The sequence below is a fragment of the Erythrobacter sp. JK5 genome, from assembly GCF_018205975.1.
GTDB lineage: Bacteria > Pseudomonadota > Alphaproteobacteria > Sphingomonadales > Sphingomonadaceae > Erythrobacter.
Map to the genome: position 1 here is coordinate 146301 of NZ_CP073577.1, position 21534 is coordinate 167834.

7 protein-coding genes are annotated in these 21534 nt (G+C 64.4%); 4 read left to right on the forward strand and 3 right to left on the reverse strand.

Going from position 1 to position 21534, the window contains the following annotated elements:
- Positions 1–13: 13 nt before the first annotated feature.
- The 3 genes from KDC96_RS00680 to KDC96_RS00690 all read right to left on the reverse strand — a co-directional run bounded on the left by KDC96_RS00680 (position 14) and on the right by KDC96_RS00690 (position 3876).
- Complete coding sequence (locus tag KDC96_RS00680; protein WP_212449834.1) at positions 14–1015, reverse strand: cupin-like domain-containing protein; 1002 nt, start codon at positions 1013–1015, stop codon at positions 14–16.
- A 4-nt stretch (positions 1016–1019) separates the two neighbouring features.
- Positions 1020–3467, reverse strand: a complete 2448-nt coding sequence (locus KDC96_RS00685) for a glycoside hydrolase family 3 protein (protein ID WP_249171855.1) — start codon at positions 3465–3467, stop codon at positions 1020–1022.
- A gap of 136 nt (positions 3468–3603) precedes the next feature.
- A complete protein-coding gene (locus KDC96_RS00690) occupies positions 3604–3876 on the reverse strand; it encodes a hypothetical protein (RefSeq protein ID WP_212449838.1) in 273 nt (90 codons plus the stop codon).
- Between the two features lie 339 nt (positions 3877–4215).
- Between KDC96_RS00690 and KDC96_RS00695 the strand changes: the two genes are divergently transcribed.
- The 4 genes from KDC96_RS00695 (at position 4216) to KDC96_RS00710 (ending at position 21517) form a co-directional block, all read left to right on the forward strand.
- Positions 4216–6441, forward strand: a complete 2226-nt coding sequence (locus KDC96_RS00695) for an Ig-like domain-containing protein (RefSeq protein ID WP_212449840.1) — start codon at positions 4216–4218, stop codon at positions 6439–6441.
- Complete coding sequence (locus tag KDC96_RS00700; RefSeq protein WP_212449842.1) at positions 6390–19352, forward strand: DUF5801 repeats-in-toxin domain-containing protein; 12963 nt, start codon at positions 6390–6392, stop codon at positions 19350–19352. Before KDC96_RS00695 ends, KDC96_RS00700 begins: the two co-directional genes overlap by 52 nt.
- 120 nt (positions 19353–19472) lie before the next feature.
- Positions 19473–20099 (forward strand): OmpA family protein, encoded by a 627-nt coding sequence (locus KDC96_RS00705; protein ID WP_249171856.1) that lies wholly within the window; start codon positions 19473–19475, stop codon positions 20097–20099.
- A gap of 17 nt (positions 20100–20116) precedes the next feature.
- On the forward strand, positions 20117–21517 hold the full coding sequence (locus KDC96_RS00710; protein ID WP_212449847.1) for a TolC family protein: 1401 nt from the start codon (positions 20117–20119) through the stop codon (positions 21515–21517).
- Positions 21518–21534 lie beyond the last annotated feature (17 nt).

A 21534-nucleotide genomic window follows, 5' to 3' on the forward strand; every position in this document is an offset into this window, starting at 1 on the left:
GCTCCTGCGGCAATCATGAGGACAAGACCTGAAGGATGAAGCGGCGGATCTGATCGTCGCGCGCGGGCGAGGGCGGCCCGTTCACACCCTGGGCGTGTTGGGGAAGATGTGCGGCGGCGTCCGGCGCGTCGCTTCCGAATACCATGTGATCGAACCACGCGCGCCACGCCTCGCGCTGAGCGGGTGGCTGGTCGCGGATCGCCAGCATCGCATGCACCAGCGCGAGGAACCCGCCGCCGCGTTCGGCATCGTTGTGCCAGTAATTGACTAGCACGTTGATCGGATCGCTCGCGGCGACATGGTGCCACCACAGCGTCGGGATGTAGATCGCATCGCCCGGCTCAAGATCGACGACCAGCTTGCGCCTTTCGGCATTCGCGTAACGCGGAAATCGGTCGTGATCGGGCGCGAGCGGATCGACCATGCTTACCGGCTGGCCGGCGAGCGTGACGTTGAGCGGACCGACGTAAAGATCGGCAACCGCCTCGGGCGGGAACAGGGTGAACCGCCGCTTTCCGGTCGCCACCACCGCGATGTTGTCGGACAGGTCGAAGTGTGTGGCGACCTGCGTCGCATTGCCGATCCAGATCCGCGAGACCGCCCCCATGTCGTCGATCAGCGGCAGCCGATTGGCCTTGTCGAAACCGGGCAGGTGCGAGGCGATGGCTGTCGCCCCGGCATAGATTCCGATCGGATCGGGCTGCTCCGCAATCTCGCGCAGGTGCGCCGCCAGATTGCCCAGCGTCAGGCTTTCGCGCCGAAAATTGAATCCGCGCATGTCGTCCGAATAGAAGAACCGCCCGCGCTCCGTTTGCGGCGCGATCATGACGTCGGTCGGCCGGCCCGTATCGAAGCCCGCGATGTGTTCCAGCGCAGCCTCGGCGGATACCTTCCCCGCATGAACGACCGGCCAGCCGCCCGCGACCCCGCGCATGACGACCGGGCGGAACTGCGGACGCACGTCTCGCTCGAATGTCGGCGCATCGACTGGCGCGATTTCCTCGACCTGGTTCATGGGATCACTCGCAGGGCAGGACCACCTCCGCATCGGTGCCGAGCCGCACTTCGCCGATCGCGAAATCTGTGCTTCCGGTCGTCGACAGGACAAACGGCTCGGTCAGCTCGGTCACGTCCGCGCCTTTCGAGCGCAGGCACTTGAGCGGAATGCCATAGCGCACGAAGCCTTCGCTTTGGGGCAGCGCGAACGCGGTGAATCCGCGACTGGCTGGCCCGATCACGCCGAGCTCCGCGCTGTCGGGTGCATCCCAAACGCGGGCCGTCACCAGCAACAGGATGTCGGCGTTGGTCTCGCGATCGATATCTACCGGTTCGAAGTTGCGCAGGCTGATCTTCGCCTCGCCGTCCGACACGGCGAAACGCCGCGCGCCTTCCTGCACGAGGAAGTTCTCGGCACTTACGCGGATCCGACCGTTCAGCGCTTCGGCGGGAACGGTGGTGATGCGGGTCTGTTCGGCCGAACCTTCGCCCCCGACCAACAGCGACCAGCGCGCAGCGGGAGCGCCTGCACTGAACCACAGCCGGCTGTCGCCAGCGCCCTCGTTCATGTCGATCTCAGCCAGAGCAGCCCAGCCGGCAGCGGGGCTCGCGTAGCTGAGGCCGAAGCCATAATCGAACAACACACCGTCATCCATGCTCGCGGTGCGCGGCCATGCGGCGGGCAGCTTGCCGGAAAAGTCGAAGCGCGGCTCACCGTCCTTGTCTCCCACCAGCACGTCGGCGATCCCGCCGGCTTCGCTGCCCGGCAACCAGGCGACGACGAAGGCGTCGGCGGAATTGAGCGCCGGGTTCACGTAGAGCGGCCTTCCCGTAATCATCAGCGCAACCACGGGAATGCCTTCGGCCCGAAGCTTACGCATTGTCGCATACGGCCCGGTGAGGTCCTGATCGAGTGCGAGCAGCGCACGGTCGCCCTGGAATTCGGCATAGGGTTTCTCGCCGAAAACGACGACCGCAGCGTCGGGCTTCCGGGAATAGGAGCCGTCGGGCGAAAGCGTGGCGCTGCCGCCGGCTGCCTCGACCGCCTGCTTGAGCCCGCCGAAGACCGAGGTTGCGCCTGGGAAATGGCTGTTGTCGATGCCGGTGCCCTGCCAGGTGATGGTCCACCCACCGGATTGGCGCGCAATGTCATCGGCGCCTTCGCCAGCGACCAGCAACCGGCCACCCGGTGCGAGCGGGAGAACGCCCTGGTTCTTGAGCAGAACCAGCGACTTGCGAACGGACTCGCGGGCCAGGGCGCGGTGCTCTGGCGATCCGAGCAGCTCGTATTCGCCCGCGAAAGGCCGCGTGGAAGGCTTGCCCGCCTCAAACAGGCCGAGCCGCAGTTTGACCCTGAGGATGCTGGCGACCGCATCGTCGATCCGTTCGATCGGGATCTCGCCCGCCTGCGCGCGCGCGAGCAGATCGTCATACACCGCGCGCCATGTATCCGGGGCCATGTACATGTCGATCCCGGCTTCGAGCGCCTTCGGGCAGCTTTCGTTGGTGCAGCCGGCGACCTGCCCGTGCGCATTCCAGTCCGACACGACGAAGCCGCCGAAATCCATCCGCTCCTTGAGTACGCCCGTCAGCAGCGAATGGTTGCCGGTCATCTTGACGCCCTGCCAGCTGGAAAAGCTCGCCATGACTGTCGCCACACCCTCGGCGATGGCCGGGCCGTAGGGTGCGCCGTGAATGTCGCGCAGCTCCTCTTCGCTGATTGAGCTGTCGCCCTGGTCGACGCCGTTGTCGGTGCCGCCATCGGCGAGAAAGTGCTTGGTCGAAGCGATGACGTAAGGGCCGGCGAGCAGGTTGTCGTTGTCGGGCGGGCCTTGCAGTCCGCGTACCATCGCGCCGACATAGGAGGCGACGAGGAGAGGATCGGAGGAATAGCCTTCGTAGGCGCGGCCCCAGCGAAAGTCCTGAGGCACCGCGACCGTCGGGGCGAAGGTCCATTCCTGGCCGGTGACGCGAATTTCCTTCGCGGTCACCGCGCCGATCTTCTCGATCAGGCCCGGATCACGCATCGCGCCGAGACCGATATTGTGCGGGAAGATCGTCGCCCCGATGATGTTCGAATGGCCATGCACCGCGTCGGTGCCCCACACCACCGGGATGCCAGCGCCGCCGTCCGACGTGTCGATCGAAGCGTCGTAGAATTCGTCCGCGGCCCGCAGCCACTCGGGCGCGGGGGCGAGATCGTCGCCGTAGGGGCCGCTGTTCCCGCCGACCAAAATCGAACCGAGATTGTAGGTGCGGACATCACTGGGCGTAACGCAGCACAGGTCCGCCTGCACCAGTTGCCCGATCTTTTCGGGCAGCGTCATGCGGGCAAGCAAACCCGCGATGCGGGCTTCATGTTGCGGGTTGGTCGGGACGGGATAGGTGTAGGCGGGCCAGATTTCCGGACGAGCGACACCGGGCTGCGTGTCCGTAACAGCAGGCGCGCTGGCGCTCCCTGCGCTCTGCACATCCCCGTAGACTGTCGTGCAGCCCGCTGAAAAGGCGGCTGCAGCAGCAATACCAACAGCCCGCGCCCAAGGCTTCATGTCCCCATCTCCCCAATTTCCCACGCACACGACCATAGAACGGGTCGCTATGGTAACGCTACCATTTTTTCCCGATCGCGAATTTTTCCGTCTCATGCAGGGGCTTGGTGGTGTCTGGCAGGCAGACGTTATTCGGCGTGTTCGGGAACGCTCGGCGCCTGGACGGCGCCTGATCTTGCGATCGGCTTTGCATCCGGAAACCAGCACCGCGATCGAGCGGCTGCATCTCTTCTGCGCGGCTCCAGCGGTGTGGCGGATACGTGCACGGTTCGGGAAAGACGACCGAGAGCAACCTGCGATTGCGGTCGGGGGCCAGAATCATGCGCGGCATCGCAGACTCCGGCACCCGATTCGCCCGAGTCGTTAGCCGGGTTTTAACGCGTGTCGCTCGGAATACCTCGTGCGTCCGCAATCTCACACAAGTAAGATACTGTCTTGTAATCACTTTTCCGCTGGTCGCAGGTCAAGGTTAATACGCTTGAAACTATGTTCATTTGCTGTTCTGCTATAGATCGGGACGGGGCACGCTTTTCGCGTGACACATCAGTCTGTTTTTTGGGCGCAAGTTCGTGGTGTGTGTCGCCAGTCCTTGGGCTGATTCCACTCCATTTGTCTCTCGAGCTTGCGCCGAAACTCGTCCCTGCGATGACGATGCAAGGTGACGAGTATTATGGATTTTCATGACCGTAACGACGAGAACGCCAATCTCGCTCAGGACCAGGACCCGTTCGGCGATCCCGGCACGGGGGCCGTCATCCAGCCCGACGCGCAAAACGTCGTAACGCTCCCGCCGGGAGCCTCGCTCGAAAATCTTATCGTCGAGGGACGCGATCTCGTGATCGTGCTCGAGGACGGGTCGCGGATCGTCATCCCCGACGGCGCCGTCTACGTGCCCCAGATCGTGATCGACGGTGTGGCCGTCCCGCCGCTCAACGTCGCGCAGCTGCTGACCGGTAACGAGCCCGAGCCTGCGGCCGGCGCGACCCAGAGTTCGGGCGGCAACTTCGCCGACGACGAAGGCGCGATCCAGGCTGCGTTCGATCTCGGCGATTTGCTGCCGTTCACCGATTTCGGTTTTCCGGAAGATCGGGAAGAGGAAATCATCCCCTTCAACGACGAAGAGCCTGAAGTTCTGATTCGGACCGAAAACGATCCGATCGGCTCGCAGGATGCGATTGCCAGCGTCGACGAAGCGGGCCTGCCCGCGCGCGGCGGTGAAGGGGGCGAACCGGCGGGCACCGACGAACCTTCGAATTCGGAAACCACCGTTGGCACCATCGCGTTCAACGCGCCGGATGGGCTCGCGGCGGTCACCGTCAACGGGCAGCCGGTGACCACTGTCGGACAGACGATCACCACTCCGGTCGGCACGCTGACGATCACCAGCATCAACCTCGCCACCGGCGAAATCGGCTACAGCTACACGCTCGACGACAACACGCTGGGCGAAGGCGCGACCGATGTTTTCGAAGTCGTGGTCGAGGATGCCGACGGCGACCAGGCCACCGCAACCCTGACCATCAATATCGGCGACGATGCACCGATCGCCGCAGACGATGTCGGGGTGGTCGAAGCCGGCAGCCACGCCCCGATCACGGGCGACGTGCTGATCAACGATGTTCCGGGCGCGGACGGCTATGCCACCGACGGGGCGGTGCTCGAATTCGGCAACGAGTCGGGCACGGTCGAACCGGGCTCATCGCTGCAGGGCGAGTACGGCGTGCTCACGCTCAATCCCGATGGCACCTACACCTATGTCCGCGACGGCAACACGCCGGGCGGAGTCGAGGATACCTTTACCTACACGATCGTCGATCAGGACGGCAGCACCTCGAGCGCGACGCTGGTGATCGAGATCGGCGATGCCCCCAATGCCATCACCAGTGTCCCGCAGGCTGGCGAGGGTACGGTGGTCGAAGAGGGCGGCCTGCCGACGCGTGGCAACGAGCCTGCGGGCACGGGGGAAATCGCCGACAACGACGCCGACAACAACAGCGATCCGTCGGAAACGAGCGGCTCGACGATCACCTTCAATTCGCCCGATGGCCTCGCCAGCGTGACGATCAACGGCGTCGCGATCAATCCGGCGGAACTGCCGCACACTCTGATCCAGGACGGCAACGGGACCCTCGTGATCACCGGGTTCACATACGATCCGGTCACCGGCGACGGCACCATCGAATACGAATTCACGCTGGGCGACAACACGTCGGGCGACGATACCTCGTTCGATTTCGAAATCGTCATTACCGATCTCGACGGCGATACCGCCACCGATACACTGACTATCACCGTGGTCGATGATCAACCGGTGGCCGTCGACGATTTCGCCACCCAGGCTACCGAGAACGCGCCGGTCACGGTTGACGTGTTCGCCAACGATACGCCGGGTGCGGACGATGTCGCGCTCGATGCGATCGCTTTCGTCGAAGGGTCGCTCAACGGGCAGGGCACCGTCGTCTACAATGGCGACGGCACCTTCACCTACATTCCCGCCCCGGGCGAAGAGGGCACCGGCGGCGGAGAGGGTGGCGAAGGTGGCGAGGTCGGCCCGATCACCTTCGATTACACGATTACCGATGGCGACGGCGACGTTTCGACCGCGACGGTCACGATCAAACTGTTGCCGGATTCGGAGCCCGAAATCTTTGCCGAAGGCGACACCGGAGTCGACGAAGCGGGTCTTCCCGCGCGTCCCGGCGAGCCGGCCGGTTCCGACGAAGCAAGCGACAGCGAAACCGCCACCGGCGTGATCGGCATTTCGACCGGGAACGACACCATCGGTTCGCTGGTGATCAACGGCGTCGACGTCACCACAGGCGGCACCGTCACCACCCCAAGGGCGTGCTTGTCGTTGCCCCGACCGATGGCGGCTATACCTACACCTACACGCTGACCGACAACACGCTGACCGATCCCGATAGCGACAGCTTCTCGCTGATAGTCACCGACAGCGATGGCGACACGGCGAGCACCACACTGGTGATCGCGATCGCCGACGATGTGCCGAGCGCCGAAGACGATTCCAACGCGGTCGCGGCGGGCGAATTCGGACCGGTCGGTGGCAATGTGCTGACGAACGATACCGAAGGCGCCGACGGCGCGGATGTCACGAGCTTCACCGGCCCTGGCGGTACGGGAGCACCCGGCGACACGATTTCGGGACTTTACGGCACGCTCACCATCAACGCCGACGGCACCTATACCTACACCCGCAATCCGGACACGCCGGGCGGGGTCGAAGACACCTTCACCTACACCATCACCGACGGCGACGGGGACACCGCGACCGCCAATCTCGTGATCGCGATCGCCGATGCGCCGACATCGCTCGATCTCCCGGTCACCGGGCAGGAACCGGGCACGGTGGTCGAAGAGGCCGGGCTGGCCGGTCCTCCGGCCGGATCGGACGCAGGGTCCGACAGCGAGTTCACCAGCGGGACGTTCACCTTTACCGCGCCCGATGGTCCGGCAACCGTCACCATCGACGGAGTCCCGGTCACCACGGTCGGCCAGACCTTCACCGGCGCGTTCGGCACGCTCACCATCGACGCGATTGAAGACGGGTCGATCTCGTACACTTACGAGCTGACCACCAACACCAGCGGCAATGCGACATCTGACAGCTTCGTTGTTCGGGTGACCGACAGCGATGGCGACTTCAGCGAAGGCCCGCTCGAAATAGCGATTGTCGACGACGTCCCTACTGCCGTTGCGGACTCGGATTCCGTCACCGAAGACGGCCCGCTCACCGCCGACGGCAATGTCCTGACCGGTTCGGGCGGCAGCGATGCCAATGCCACCGACGGCGTCGCCGATGTTACCGGCGCAGACGATGCGGTGGTGACCGGCGTTGCGTTCGGCACCACCGACGGCACTGTCGGCTCACCGATTGCGGGCGAATATGGCCAGCTCACCCTCAATGCCGACGGCAGCTACAGCTATGAACTCAACAACCAGGACGACCGCGTCCAGGGCCTCGACAGCACCGAGACGCTGACCGAGGTATTCACCTACACCATCACCGATGGCGACGGCGACTTTGCGACCACCACCCTGACGATCACCATCAACGGCGCGGACGACGATGTGGTCATCCGCGGTCTCGACGGCGAGGGTCCCGAGGCCTTCCTGCTCGAAGACGATCTTGCCGACGGGTCCTCGCCCAATCCCGGTGCGCTAATCCAGACCGGCACCTTCACCGTCCTGTCGCCCGATGGGCTGGCGACCCTGACCGTCGGTGGCGTGACCGTGTTCGACGGCACGGCGATCGCCTTCCCGGTGACGATCGACGATCCTGTCTACGGCCTCCTGACCATAACCGGCGTTACGCCGGTCACCGATTCCGACGGCGATGTCGTCAGCGCGACCGTGTCGTACAGCTACGAATTGCAGGACAACTCGCTGCTGCACACCGGCGGCAACGATGGCTCGTTCACGGACAGTTTTCCGGTGGTGGCGACCGATACCGATGATTCGACCGCCACTGCATCACTCGACATCACGATCGTCGACGATGCGCCGAGTGCCAATCCCGATGTCGATGAAGTCACCGAAGACGGCCCGCTGACCGCAGACGGCAACGTGCTGACCGGCACGGGTGGCAGCGATGCCAACGCCACCGACGGCGCCGCCGACGTGGCCGGTGCCGACGGCGCGACCGTCACGGCGGTGGCCTTCGGCACCACGGACGGAACGGTCGGTGCCGGACTGGCGGGCGCATACGGCACGCTCACGCTCAACGCCGATGGCAGCTATTCCTACGTGCTCGATAACGACAACCCGCTGGTGCAGGGGCTCGACAGCCAGGACACGCTGACCGAGGAATTCACCTACACGATCACCGATGGCGATGGCGACACCGCGACCACCACGCTGACGATCACGATCAACGGCGCGGACGACGATGTCACGATCAACGGGCTCGATCTCGACCCTGCAGAGCTGACCGTCGACGAGGATGATCTTGCGGACGGTTCCTCGCCCGATCCTTCGGCGCTGACCCAGACTGGCAGCTTCACGATTACCGGCCCAGACGGCCTCTCGAGCATCACCGCTGGCGGACTTACCGTATGGACTGCCCTGGGCGGCTTTGTCGCTGGCCAGACCGTCGTCACCGCGATCGGCACGTTCGAAATCACCGGCGTCACGCCGACCGCTACCGATGCCAACGGCGACGTCACCGAAGCCACGGTGACTTTCAGCTACACGCTGAACGACAATACGCTGACGCATTCGGGCGCGGGTCAGGATTCCATCCTCGAAAGCTTCGCGATCACCGCGAGCGATACCGACGGATCGAACGACATCGCTTCCGTCGATGTGCTCGTGATCGACGACGTTCCCGATGTGACGGCTGTCGATACAGTTGCCCCGACGCTGGCGACCGACGACAGCGATCTCGGCAGCATCGCGGGAGCGACCGCGACCGGCAATTTCGCCGGACTGTTCAGCACCGAGTTCGGTGCCGATGGCGCGGCCGCATCCGATGCGACCGTGTTTGCGCTCTCCATCAATGGTGGCGACGGGACCGATTCCGGGCTCGACGACACGCTGACCGGCGAGAACATCCTGCTGCGTCTCAACGGCGACACCATCGAGGGCTATCTCGAAACCTCGGGCGATATCGCCTTTACGCTGGCGCTCGATCCGGCGAACGGCGACATCACCCAGACGCAGCTGCGCGCGATCGAGCACGACGATCCGAATGACAGCTCGGAACCCGTCGGCGGCGGTGCCGAAACGCTCGCCAGCGACCTCATCAGCCTGACCGCGACCGTCACGGACGGCGACGGCGACACCGATAGCGAGAGCATCAATATCGGCAGTTCCTTCGCTTTTGAGGACGATGGCCCGAGCTTCGGTTCGGTTCTTGTAGGGTTGGTCAAGGACGAAGACGATCTCGCCAGCGGAAATGGCGATTCCGCGCCGGGCGATGGCGGCAACGCGTCCGGCACGGTTTTCCCGTTCCAGGTCGATTTCGGTGCCGACGGCGCAGCGATTGACGAACTGACGGTGTCTTTCGTGTCCGCCGAGGGCCGCAATCCGAACACCGGGCCGCTGACCCTGACTTCGGGCGGCGATGCGGTTCTGTTCGACTGGGATCCTTCGACCAACACGCTGACCGGCTACACGACCGACATTTCCGATCCTGTCCTGACGATGGTTTTCGATACCACCGCCGGTACGGTGACGATCGAGTATCTCAAGCCGATCGATCATCCGTCGAACGATGCGGACGGCGCCAATGACGGACCCGAAGCCGGGTTCGAGGACGATATCAGCCTGATCTTCGAAGTGGTCGCCACCGATGGTGACGGCGACAGCATCACCTCTTCGCTCCAGCTGCTGATCGACGACGACTCCGCCGTCGCAGTAGCCGACAGCGAAACGCAGACGACCGAAAACCAGGCCTTCACCATCGATGCGCTCACCAACGACGCGTTCGGTGCGGACGGGGTCGACACCACCGATGCGACCAAGGTGTTCGTCTCCACCCAGGCGAGCCAGGGCACGGTGACCTACGATCCGGGCACCGGCCTGTTCACCTACACCCCGAATCCGGGTGCGGGGTCTCACCAGAACACCGCCGATTTCTTCGAATACACCATCATCGATGGCGACGGCGATGCCTCGACCGCAAGAGTCGACATCACGCTCCAGCCCGATTCCGAGCCGGAGGGCGGCGAAACCACCGCGACCGTCGACGATGACGGGCTGGCCGACGGCAATCCGCTTTCGACCGTCGGCGATCTCGACGCCAACGCGGGCGACGATCCGGGCGACACCAGCGAGGCGAGCTTTACCGGCACGCTGCCGTTCAACGTCGGGACCGATACGCCGGCCGCGATCGCGTTCGACCCGGCGCTCGACGGATCGACTGCGACGATCGGCCAGGAAACCGTCACCTATGCGGTGGTCGGCAACCTCCTCACCGCAACGATCACCGGGGGCGACCGCGACGGAACCGACCTGTTCACGGTCGAACTGACCGATACCGTGACCGGCACCTATGTGGTCACGCTGCTCGACAACGTCCTGCACACGGTCGGCAACGATGAGAACAACGCCTTCACGTCCATCGACTTCGTGGTCACCGACAGCGAAGGCGATACGACAACCACCAATCTTGGCATCGTGTTCGACGACGACGCCCCGACGGCGACCGATCAGTCCAATGTCGACGTGGCGGAGGATGCCGCCGGAACGATCGGCGGCAACGTCGTTACCGATGGCACGCCGGATGCCGCGGGCGCCGACGGCGCGACGGTGACCGCGATCACTGTAGGCACCGTTACCGAAGTTGTGCCGCAGGACGGCAGCACCGCTACGCTGGTGACCGCCAACGGCACCTACACGATCGACATGGACGGAAACTGGACCTTCGATCCGAACCCCAACCTCGATCACACCAACGGCAACATCTCGGCCGATTTCACCTACACCCTGACCGATGGCGACGGCGATTCCGACACGGCGAGCCAGCCGATCACCATCACCGATGGCGAAGGACCGACGGCCGGTCCGCCGATCAGCCTCGCGCTCGACGACAGCAACCTCGCCGACGGCTCCAACCCCGCCGGTCCGGATTCCGCGAGCGACACGATCGCCTTCACGCCGGGATCGGACGACATTGCCTCGATCGTTTTCGGTGGCGTCGGCGGCCTCGGCGCCGGGCTCGACTGGGTCCGCGTCAGCGACACGCAGATTACCGGTTCCGATGGCGGTCGCCTGGTCGTCACGCTCGACCTCTCGGTCCTGAACAACGTCGCCACTGTCACCGCGACGCTCAACGACAATTACGACGATCACCCGCTCGTCAATGCGCCCGATATCGTCGATCTCGGCGACGTCGATGTGGTCGCGACCGATATCGACGGCGACACGGCCAGCGCGACGGTGAGTATCTCGATCGACGACGACGAGCCGACCATCACCGCGAGCGAACCGGCAGCGGATGCGCTGACGGTCGACGAAACCGATCTCGCGACCGACGCGACGGCGGATTTCTCCGGTCTGTTCACGGCGAGCTTCAACGCCGACAATCCCGGCACGGTCGGCGATTACACGCTCGGCATCAATGCGGGGACCACCGGGCTGATCGACGTGGCGACCGGTGAGCCGGTCGAGCTGCGGCTGAATGGCGATGTGGTCGAAGGCTTCAGTGCCACCGGCGGCGTTGTCTTCACCGTATCGGTCGATGCGAACGGCGTCGTGACGCTCGATCAGCAGCGCGCCGTGACGCACCCCGATGCGAACGATCCGGACGATCCGGCAGGCTTTGCCGCAGCCGACCTGATTACGCTCAGCGCAACCGTTACCGACAGCGATGGCGACACCGCGACCGCGACGGCCAACATCGCGGGCGGCATGACCTTCCTAGACGATGGCCCCGATGCGGTGGTGGTCAATGCAATTGCCGACACGCTGACCCTCGACGAAAGCCCGCTGCCCACGGATGGAGACGGAATCCGCTCGGTCACGGCGGCTTTCGCCGACAATTTCGGCGCGCTGATCGACTACGGTGCAGATGGGGCTGGCAGTGTCGGGTACGCATTGCTGCTGAGCGCCGACGGCATCGGTTCGGGCCTATACGCGCTCGGCGCGAACGGTGCGCAGGGTGACGAGATCCTGCTGAGCCTGTCGGGCGATACCGTCACCGGCTCGGTCGGCGGCACGGACTATTTCACCATCACCCTCGACGCGCTGACCGGCGAGATCACCTTCACCCAGCTCGAAAACATCTGGCACGGCGATGCTGCCGATGCCGACGATGCCGAGACCCTGACGCTGGACGGCGTCGGCGAGTTCCTCCGGATCGAGCAGACGGTGACCGACCGCGATGGCGACAGCGACAGCGCGACGATCGAGCTTGGCAATGGCGCTTTCACGATCGAAGACGATGGCCCGGCGGTAACGCTGACCGGCAGCGCTCCGACGCTGCAGGCTTCGGATACCGATCTTGCCACCGATCCCTCGATTTCTTTCGCAGGCGCGTTCGATGTCGATGGCGGCACCGATGGCCTGCTGGGCACGGCCTACACGCTCGGAATCTCGTCGACCGGCGCGGATTCCGGCATAGTCGATCTCGCCACCGGCGAAGCGGTGCTGCTGTTCCTCAACGCTGGGGTGGTCGAAGGCCGCACTGCGGGCTCCAACGAAGTGGTGTTCACCGTTTCGGTCGATACTGCAGGCACGGTCACGCTCGATCAGCAGCGCGTGATCGATCATGCGCTGAGCGCAGGCGACGGTGCGACCGCTACGCTGCTGTCAGACGGGTTGATCCAGCTCACCGCGACCGCCACCGACAATGACGGCGACACAGCATCGCAGACGCTCGATATCGGCAGCGACCTGTCGTTCACCGATGCGGCTCCGACCGCCAACCCGGACACCAACAGTGTTCTGGAAGGTGGCACCGTCAATTCGATCAGCGGCGTCCTCGCGAACGATCAGAGCGGCGCGGACACTCCCACGCTCGTCACTGGCGTTGCGGTCGGAGATACCGGCACCGATGTCTCGGGCAATCTCAACACGGCGATCACCGGCACCTACGGCACGCTGACGCTGCAGGCCGATGGCAGCTATGTCTATCAGGCTGCGCCCAACACCGATCCGCCGAGCGGCGCGAAGGACGTGTTCACCTACACGATCACCGACGCGGACGGCGATACCAGCACCTCGACGCTGACGATCACGATCAACGACGTCATGCTTATCGCTGATGATCAAACGGTTAGGGTCAACGAAGCGGCGCTCGACCTTGTTCAGGATGGTGACGATCTCGCGCCGGGCACGGTCGAGGGATCGAACCCGACCAGCACCGACGAGACGGTCTCCGGTCAGGTCACCGTGGCCGGAACCGGCGTTACTTATGCGCTCAACGGCACCGGTATCGGCAACAACGGCGTGATCACGCTCGACCCGATCACCGGCGATTACACCTACACCCTGACCAGCCCGGTCGACGGGCCGGACGCCAATGACGGCACCAACACCGAGCCGGGCGTCGAGACCTTCACCTACACCGCGACCGACGCCAACGGGAACACGGTGACCGGGACGATCACGGTCGACGTGATCGACGATGTGCCGCTAGCGCAGGCGGCTTCGATCACCGGCACGGTCGATGAGGACGGGCTGGCTGACGGGATTGCGGGAGGCACCGGCGATGTCGCTGGCGAAAACGTGCAGGCGACCGGATCGGTCGCGAGCCTGTTCGTGCCCGGCGCCGACGTTCCGCTGACCTATTCGCTTGGCACCGACACCAGCGGCCTTCCGGCGCTGTCTTCGGGCGGAGTTGCGCTCACCTATGCGGTAAACGGCAACACGCTGACCGCATCGGCGGGTGCCGATGACGTGTTCACCTTCACGTTGAACCCGACCACCGGCGTATGGACTTTCACGCTGCTGGCTCCGCTCGACCACGCGAATGGCGGGGACGAGAACGATATCCAGATCGAACTCGGCGGGCTGATCATCGCGACCGATGGCGACGGCGACCAGGCGACCGCGACCGGATCGCTGCTGATCACGGTCGATGACGATACGCCTGTGGCGCAGAACGATGCCAATGCGCTCTCAGAAGACACCGCCTCGGTTGGCGGCAACATTCTGACCGATCCGACCGCCGACGGGTTCGGCGCGGACGGTGCGGGTAGCGCTTCGATCACCGCGATCAGCGGCTCGGGCGGGCCGGGCACGGTCGGCAGCACCACCACTGGGACGTGGGGCACGCTGACGCTCGCGGCGGACGGCACCTACACCTACGCGCTCGACACCGGGCTGGTGCAGGGGCTGGACGACGGCGAGACCGAAACCGACACCTTCACCTACACGATCATCGATGCCGATGGCGACACGAGCACTGCGACGCTGACGATCACCATCAACGGGGCGAACGACGCACCGGTGGCGAATGCCGACACCAACTGGACGATCGAGGACGCAGCGGCGGCGATCACCGGCAATGTGCTCGCCACGGTCCCGCATCCCGGGGCGCCGAGCGGCACGTTCTCGGACGTTGCCGACGTCGATGTCGATGTCGAACCGCTGACGGTCTCGACGGTCGGCACCTTCGCCGGCCTGTACGGCGAACTGACGCTCAATGCTGACGGCACCTACAGCTACCGCCTGTTCACCGAGGCCGAGAACCCCGGTGCCTATGCTGCGGTCCAGGCGCTGAACGAAGGCGATACCCCGCTGACGGACAGTTTCAACTACACCGCCACGGACGGTGACTTGGGTTCGAATTCGACCCTCACGATCAGCATCTTCGGTGCCAACGATGCGCCGGTGGTGGGCACGGCGACGGTCGCGACCTCGGATGAAGGGCTTGCGGGCGGCCTGCCCGACACGACCGGCAATCCGACCGACACGACCAACCTCGCGACCGCGAATGGCACCATTTCGATCACCGATGTCGACGACAGCACCTTCACCGTCACCTTGTCGGTCCCGACCGAGACGCTGACCTCCGGCGGCGAGACGATCGCCTGGTCGCTCAGCCCCGATGGCAAGACGCTGACCGGGTCGACCACTTCGGCGGGCACCGTCCTGACCGTGGTGATCGACGATCTGGGTGCGTTCACGGTGACCCAGTCCGCGCGGATCGACCATGCCGATACCACCAGCGAGGACGTGACCGGCTTCACCGTCGACGTGAACGTCAACGACGGAACGACCACCACGACGCAGACCGATGCGATCACTGTCAACCTCGAAGACGATAGCCCGATCATCACCGCGCCGATCGCGGACGAGCAGGTGCTCAACGATCCGAACGTCGCTCCGCTGGTCGGTGATCTGAACTTCGCGCCGGGCGGCGATGGGCCGGGCACCAGCATGATGATCATGGCCGATGTCACCGGACTCACGGCGGGCGGCCAGCCGCTGACCACCGTGCAGGAAGGCAATGTCCTGATCGCCTATGTCGACAGCAACAGCAACGGTGTGCGCGACGGCGGAGAGCTCGATGTCTTCACCATCACCGTCGATCCGACGGCTGGCACATCGGGCACCTACACGTTCGACCTGCTGGTGCCGCTCGATCCGGAAATCACCGCGGTCGATATCGGCACCGACGGCGCATTCGGGGTAGGCCCGAGCCAGAGCGTGATCGTGTCGCAGAGCAGCACGGGCGACGGTCTGGTGTTCGTCACCGGCTGGCAGCCCGACGGCAATGGCGGCCTGTTCACCGGTGCGGAACTGACCGCCTGGCTTGGCGGCGGTAATCCCGATCTCAACCAGCGGGCCGACGTCAACGGTTCGACCGCGGGCTTCGGGCTCGGCAACAACAACCTCAACGCCGGCGAATTCATGCGGTTCGATTTCGGTCCGCTCGATGATTACGACGGAGCCGGTTCGTATACGCCCCCGGGCGGGACGGCGCTGCTCAACGCCTCCTATGTCTCCTTCTCGTTCTCGAGCTTCGGCAGCGGTGACGTGATCAACTTCGTCGCGCATTTCAGCGACGGTTCGACCCAGTCCTTCACGCAGACCGGTAGCGGCGGGAATTCGACCGGCACGCTGACCATCGATGCGCCTGCGGGCACGACGATCGCCTTCGTCGACGTTTATCAGTCGGCGGGGACGGTCAAGCTCAACCTCGACGAGGTCGGCACCATCGCCACCACGATCGACGTCGATATTCCGGTATCGATCAAGCTCACCGATGGCGACGGCGATCCGGCGATGGACGATTTCGTCATCAACATCTTCGACGATGCGCCCGACGCGATCGACGATCTCGCCACTACCGAAGTGCTCGGCGAAGACATCAACGCCGCCTTCGTCCTCGATTTCAGCGGATCGGTCGACGATTCCGAACTCAACCTTCAGCTCAACGCCGTCAAGGATGCCGCGTTCGAATTGTTCCAGAGCACGACCGGTGCTGTTGCGCTGACGCTGGTGACGTTCTCGGGCGACCAGACCGGAGTCGCGGATGCGATTTCCTACGGGGATTTCACCGATTTCGCGAGCTTCGCGGCGGCGGTCGACGGTCTCAACGAACAACTCGGCGGGGATCGCGTCCAGAGCGCCTTCACCAACTTCAGCGCCGGTATCAGCCTCGGCATCGACGAGCTGCAGGGCCTGATCGACGCCAATCCCAGCGCGAACAACCAGTTCTTCTTCCTGAGCGATGGCAATCCCAATCGCGACACCGGCCCGGGCGGCACATCGTTGTCCTCGACGGTCGCTGCGCAGTGGCAGACCTTCGTCGACGATAACGATGTGAATGTCACCGCCATCGGAGTCGGTGGCGGTGTGAATATTGCTCGCCTGCAGGATGTCGATGTCGATGGCGAAGGGGTGCCGATCCTGGCTGCGGCCTTCGAAGATCTCATCGACACCCTGATCTCGGCTGTCACTCCGCCGATCGGGGGCAGCGTACTCGATAACGATATTGCCGCCACCAACGGCATCGCCGTTACCTCGATCTCGGTCGACGGTATCACCTATGTCTTCGATGGTTCGAACACGATCACCCCCAGCGTCGGCGCGCCGATCACCGGGACCTCGTTCACCGTAACCACCGTTTTCGGAGGGGTGCTGACCTTCGACTTCTCCGATGGCAGCTACACCTACGAGCCGCCGGCGGTGGCCGTGCCGGAGATCGAGAACTTCCAGTACACCGTCGTCGATGGCGATGGAGATACGGACTCCGCTGTTCTGCGGGTCGATATCACGGCGATTTCGAACGACCCGAACTTTGCGAAAAACGATGTGGTCATCACCAATCGCGGCTCCACCGTCGCCATCAATGAGGCATGGTTGCTCGCAAACGACGACGCGGGCACGGCGATCACCAGCGTCGGCAATGCCACCAGCGGCAGTGTTTCGCGCGGCGGCGGCATTGCCACCTTCCTCGACAGCGGCGATGCGGGCGGCAGCTTCACCTATGCGGCCACGCACGGGTCCGACACCGACAACGCTTTCGTTACCGTCAACCGCGAACAGGCTGGCGAAAGCCAACTCGATGGAACCAGCGGCAACGACATCCTGATCGGTCGCGACGGAGCCAACGACACGATCGTCGGCGGTGATGGTGCCGATATCATGATCGGCGGCACCGGGAACGACGTGTTCCTCATCAACGATGGCGACGCTGCCGTCACGATCTCCGGATCGGGCGACAACGGCATCATTCGCGGGTTCGACACGATCATCGATTTCAACACCGTAAACGACGATATCGACTTCACCGATGGCGGCGCGCGGGTGGTTGCGGCCAACACGGCGGGAACGAACGGGGTCAATTCGACGCTTACGGTGGGCGGCGCGACGATCAAGTCGCATGCCATCACCAACGGGATCATGCGGTTCAGCACCTCGGACAGCTTCAGCAGCCCGCTGACGCTCACGACCGACGCGCATCTTGCGGCAGCGGTGCAGTACATCCAGGCCCAGGGCACCTCGACCGACCTTGGCGAGAACACGGTGGTCGCGTTCGTCGTCGGCGGCAGCACCTACATCTACAACCAGGACCAGAACAACGTTGCTCCGAGCGAGGACTCGCTGATTAAGCTCAGCGGCTTGGTCCTCACCAATCTGACGACGCTGGTGCCTTCGGCGATCATGCCGGTCGTGCTCGATCTCGATGGCGATGGAGTCGAATTCGTCGGCATCGATGCCGGGATCACCTTCGATTACGGGGGCGACGGGTTTGCCGAGACGACCGCATGGGTCGGCGCGGACGATGCCATTCTCGCGTTCGATGCGAATGGTGACGGTATCGTGACCGATGCTTCCGAGTTCGTGTTCGGTGGCAAGGGTCAGACCGACCTCGAAGCGGTCGCTGCGCGGTTCGACGAAAACGCCGACGGCGTCCTCGATGCTGCGGACAGCGAATTTGCGAAGTTCGGGATCTGGCAGGACGCCAACCAGAACGGCGTGGCGGACGCAGGCGAGTTCATCTCGCTATCCGAAGCCGGGATCGTTTCGATCTCGCTGGTGTCGAACCAGGCCGGCGGGGAGGCCGCCGGCGGCGACGTCATCATCTTCGGCAATGCGACTTTCACCTTCGCCGACGGCACGACCGGGATCGTTGCCGATGCGGGCTTTACGATCGCGCCGGTCAACGACAACGATCAGAACCGGGCCAGCCAGCGCACGGCCGAAGTCGCGACGGTTGCCGCCCTTGCGGCGTCATTCATGCTCGACGCCGCGCTCGTCCACGACACGCACTCGGCCGCCGGCGCGCGCGTGATCGAAGACCCCGGATTCGTCGCCATGCCGATCGAATACGCCCGGTTCGACGCTTCAGAACTCACGTCCGGATCGATCGGCGACGGTGCCACGGCACTGTTCGGCAATGAGCTGGCTACGGCGACACCCGACTTCGCCAGCATTCTGGGCGAAGTTCAGGACTTCGGCGAGATCGGCGGCATGCAGACGATCGTCGCTCCGCAACCGACCCAGCTCGAAGCGATCGAGTGGTTCGCCGGTCTGGCGGAACCCGCTGCCGCCAATACGCATTCGGCCTTCGCTGGAAGCGATGTGGCGCAGGCGATGGAAGCGCTGTTGCTGCTCGATGCGCCCGCCGCCGAGCTGGGCGACCCGTCCGATCCCCTGATCGACCCGGTCGATGCAGTGCTAGCTGACATCGCGGCGGAGACCCTGCTCGACCAGATCGTCGATCAGTTCGACGGGCACTCACAGACTTCCAACCTTCTGACGGCAGAAAACGGCGCGATTTCGCACGGCCTGCTCGATCAGATGGTGGATGTTTCCATCACTGCGCCGCAGGCGCTGCACCTCGTCGATCAGCAGATCGACGATGCAGCGAACGCAGCGGCTCAGGCTTAATCGAGAGTAGACCCTTGGGGGAGCACGAAGATGAAAACAGGATGCCACTTTGTTACGGCGTTAACCATAATTTCCGCCGCATCGACCGCCGCCGCGGCCCAGGACGGGGCCGGCAGTTTGATGTCGGCTGATACCGACACGCTGCGGGGCGAAATCCAGACCCGATACAACGAGGCGCTGGCCGCGACCAACGACCAGTCGATGGTGGCCGCCAACGATGCGCGGTACCTCTGGGCATCCGAGGCCAAGGTCCAGTGCGGGATCGCGCTCGGGTTTCTCAAGTCGAAAACCCGCGACGAGACCAGCATCGGCAAATGCGACTATGCCTACAACCGGATGCGGATGCGGACGGTCGCACCCCGGGCACCGGCACCGCCGGTGGCGCTCCCGCCGCGCAGGCAGGTGTGCGACGGCGTCGAGCCGGGCCTGGTGTTCTTCGAATTCGATTCGAGCGTGCCTGGATCCGATGCCGCGCAGACGGTCAGGGCGGTCGCCACCAACGCCCGCGAATGCGGCTGGAACCGCTTTCGCGTGGTCGGGCACACGGATCGCTCGGGCAGTGACGCCTACAACGACGCGCTGTCGATGCGCCGCGCCGAAGCGGTCGCCAACCTGATGGCCAGCCTCGGCATCCCGCGCGAGCAGATGGCGACATCGGCGCAAGGTGAAAGCAACCCCAGGGTTCCGACCGCCGACGGGGTGCGAAGCCCCGAAAACCGGCGTGTCGAAATCACGGTATCGCAATAAGAACGGAGACGGATCCCATGCGCAATTCTCTCATATCCGCAGTCGCCGCCGCTCTTCTGGCGGGTACTGCCCCGATCGCCCATGCACAGGATTCCGGCTCTGCCGTGACCATGCAGGAAGCGATCGATATCGCCGTGCGAACCAACCCGGAGATCCTCCAGGCTCAGTTCAACAAGGAAGCGATCGAATTCGAACGCAAGCAGGCGCAGGGCCTCTACAGCCCGCGGGTCGATGTCGAAGCCGCCGCCGGAGTCCGGAGGCTGGAAAACAACACCCGGCGCAATCTCGGCATCGCCAACAACGAGCTTTACCCGGTCGAGGTCGGGATTACCGGCGAATGGACCGTGGTCGATTTCGGCCGTCGGCGGGGTGAATTGCTGCGCCAGGCTGCCCGCGTCGACGGCGCGTCGCTGCGGGTCGTGGAGCGGTCCGAATTCATCGCGCTGCAGGTCTCGCGGCAGTATCTCGACGTGCTGCTGCAACAGCGCGTCGCGGCTGCATCCGAAGACAACCGGCGGTTCCACGAAATGCTCGTGCGCGATCTGTCCAGCGGTGTGGCGCAGGGATCGATCAGCGTCGCCGACCAGCAGCAGGCCGAAGAGCGGCTGCAGGCCGCGATCGTGCGCGAAGAAGAGGCGAAACGATCGCTGACCGACGCACGGATTTCGCTGCGGACGCTGACCGGGCTCGATGTCTACGACGTGATCCTGCCACCCGATCTGCTCGCGGCCATGCCGCCGAGCCTCGATCAGGCGATCGGCACCGCGCGGTTGCGCAACCCGCTGGTGCGCGAGGCGCAGGCCGATGTCGATGCCGCCAACGCGGTGGTCAAGTCCGCCACCGGCGAGCTCTATCCCACGATCGGCCTCGAAGTGCGCGGAAGACTGGGCGAGGACATCGATGGCTTCAACGGCGAAACCAACGATGTGCAGGGCCGCGTGGTGCTGCGCTGGAACATCTTCGACGGGGGCATCAACCGCGCCCGGATTCAGGAGACCGTCCGCCAGGCCTCGATCGCGCGCTACGCGCTTCACCAGCGGCAACGCGAGGCCGAAGAGGACGTGCGCGCAGCGTGGAACGCGCTCGAGTCTCAGGGGCGTGTGGTCAGCGCACTCGATCGCCAGTCGAGCGTGTCGGACGATCTGCTGCTGTCCTATCGCAGCCAGTTCAACATCGGTCGCCGTTCGCTGCTCGACGTTCTCGACGCGCAAAACACTAGGTTTAACACCCAGGTTCGTCTCGAAACGGCACGATTCTCCGAAAGGTTCGCCCGATACCAGATTTTGGCCGCAACCAACGCGTTTCTGGACGCATTGAGTGTTTCCCCCGGGGCCGGTTCGGGTGCAGAAGAACGGCAGCGGTTCGACTACGGTCCGCCCGTCGATGCCGAGCTGCAGCGCCGGGTCTATCCCGAGTAACTGCGAGAGAGGAGGAT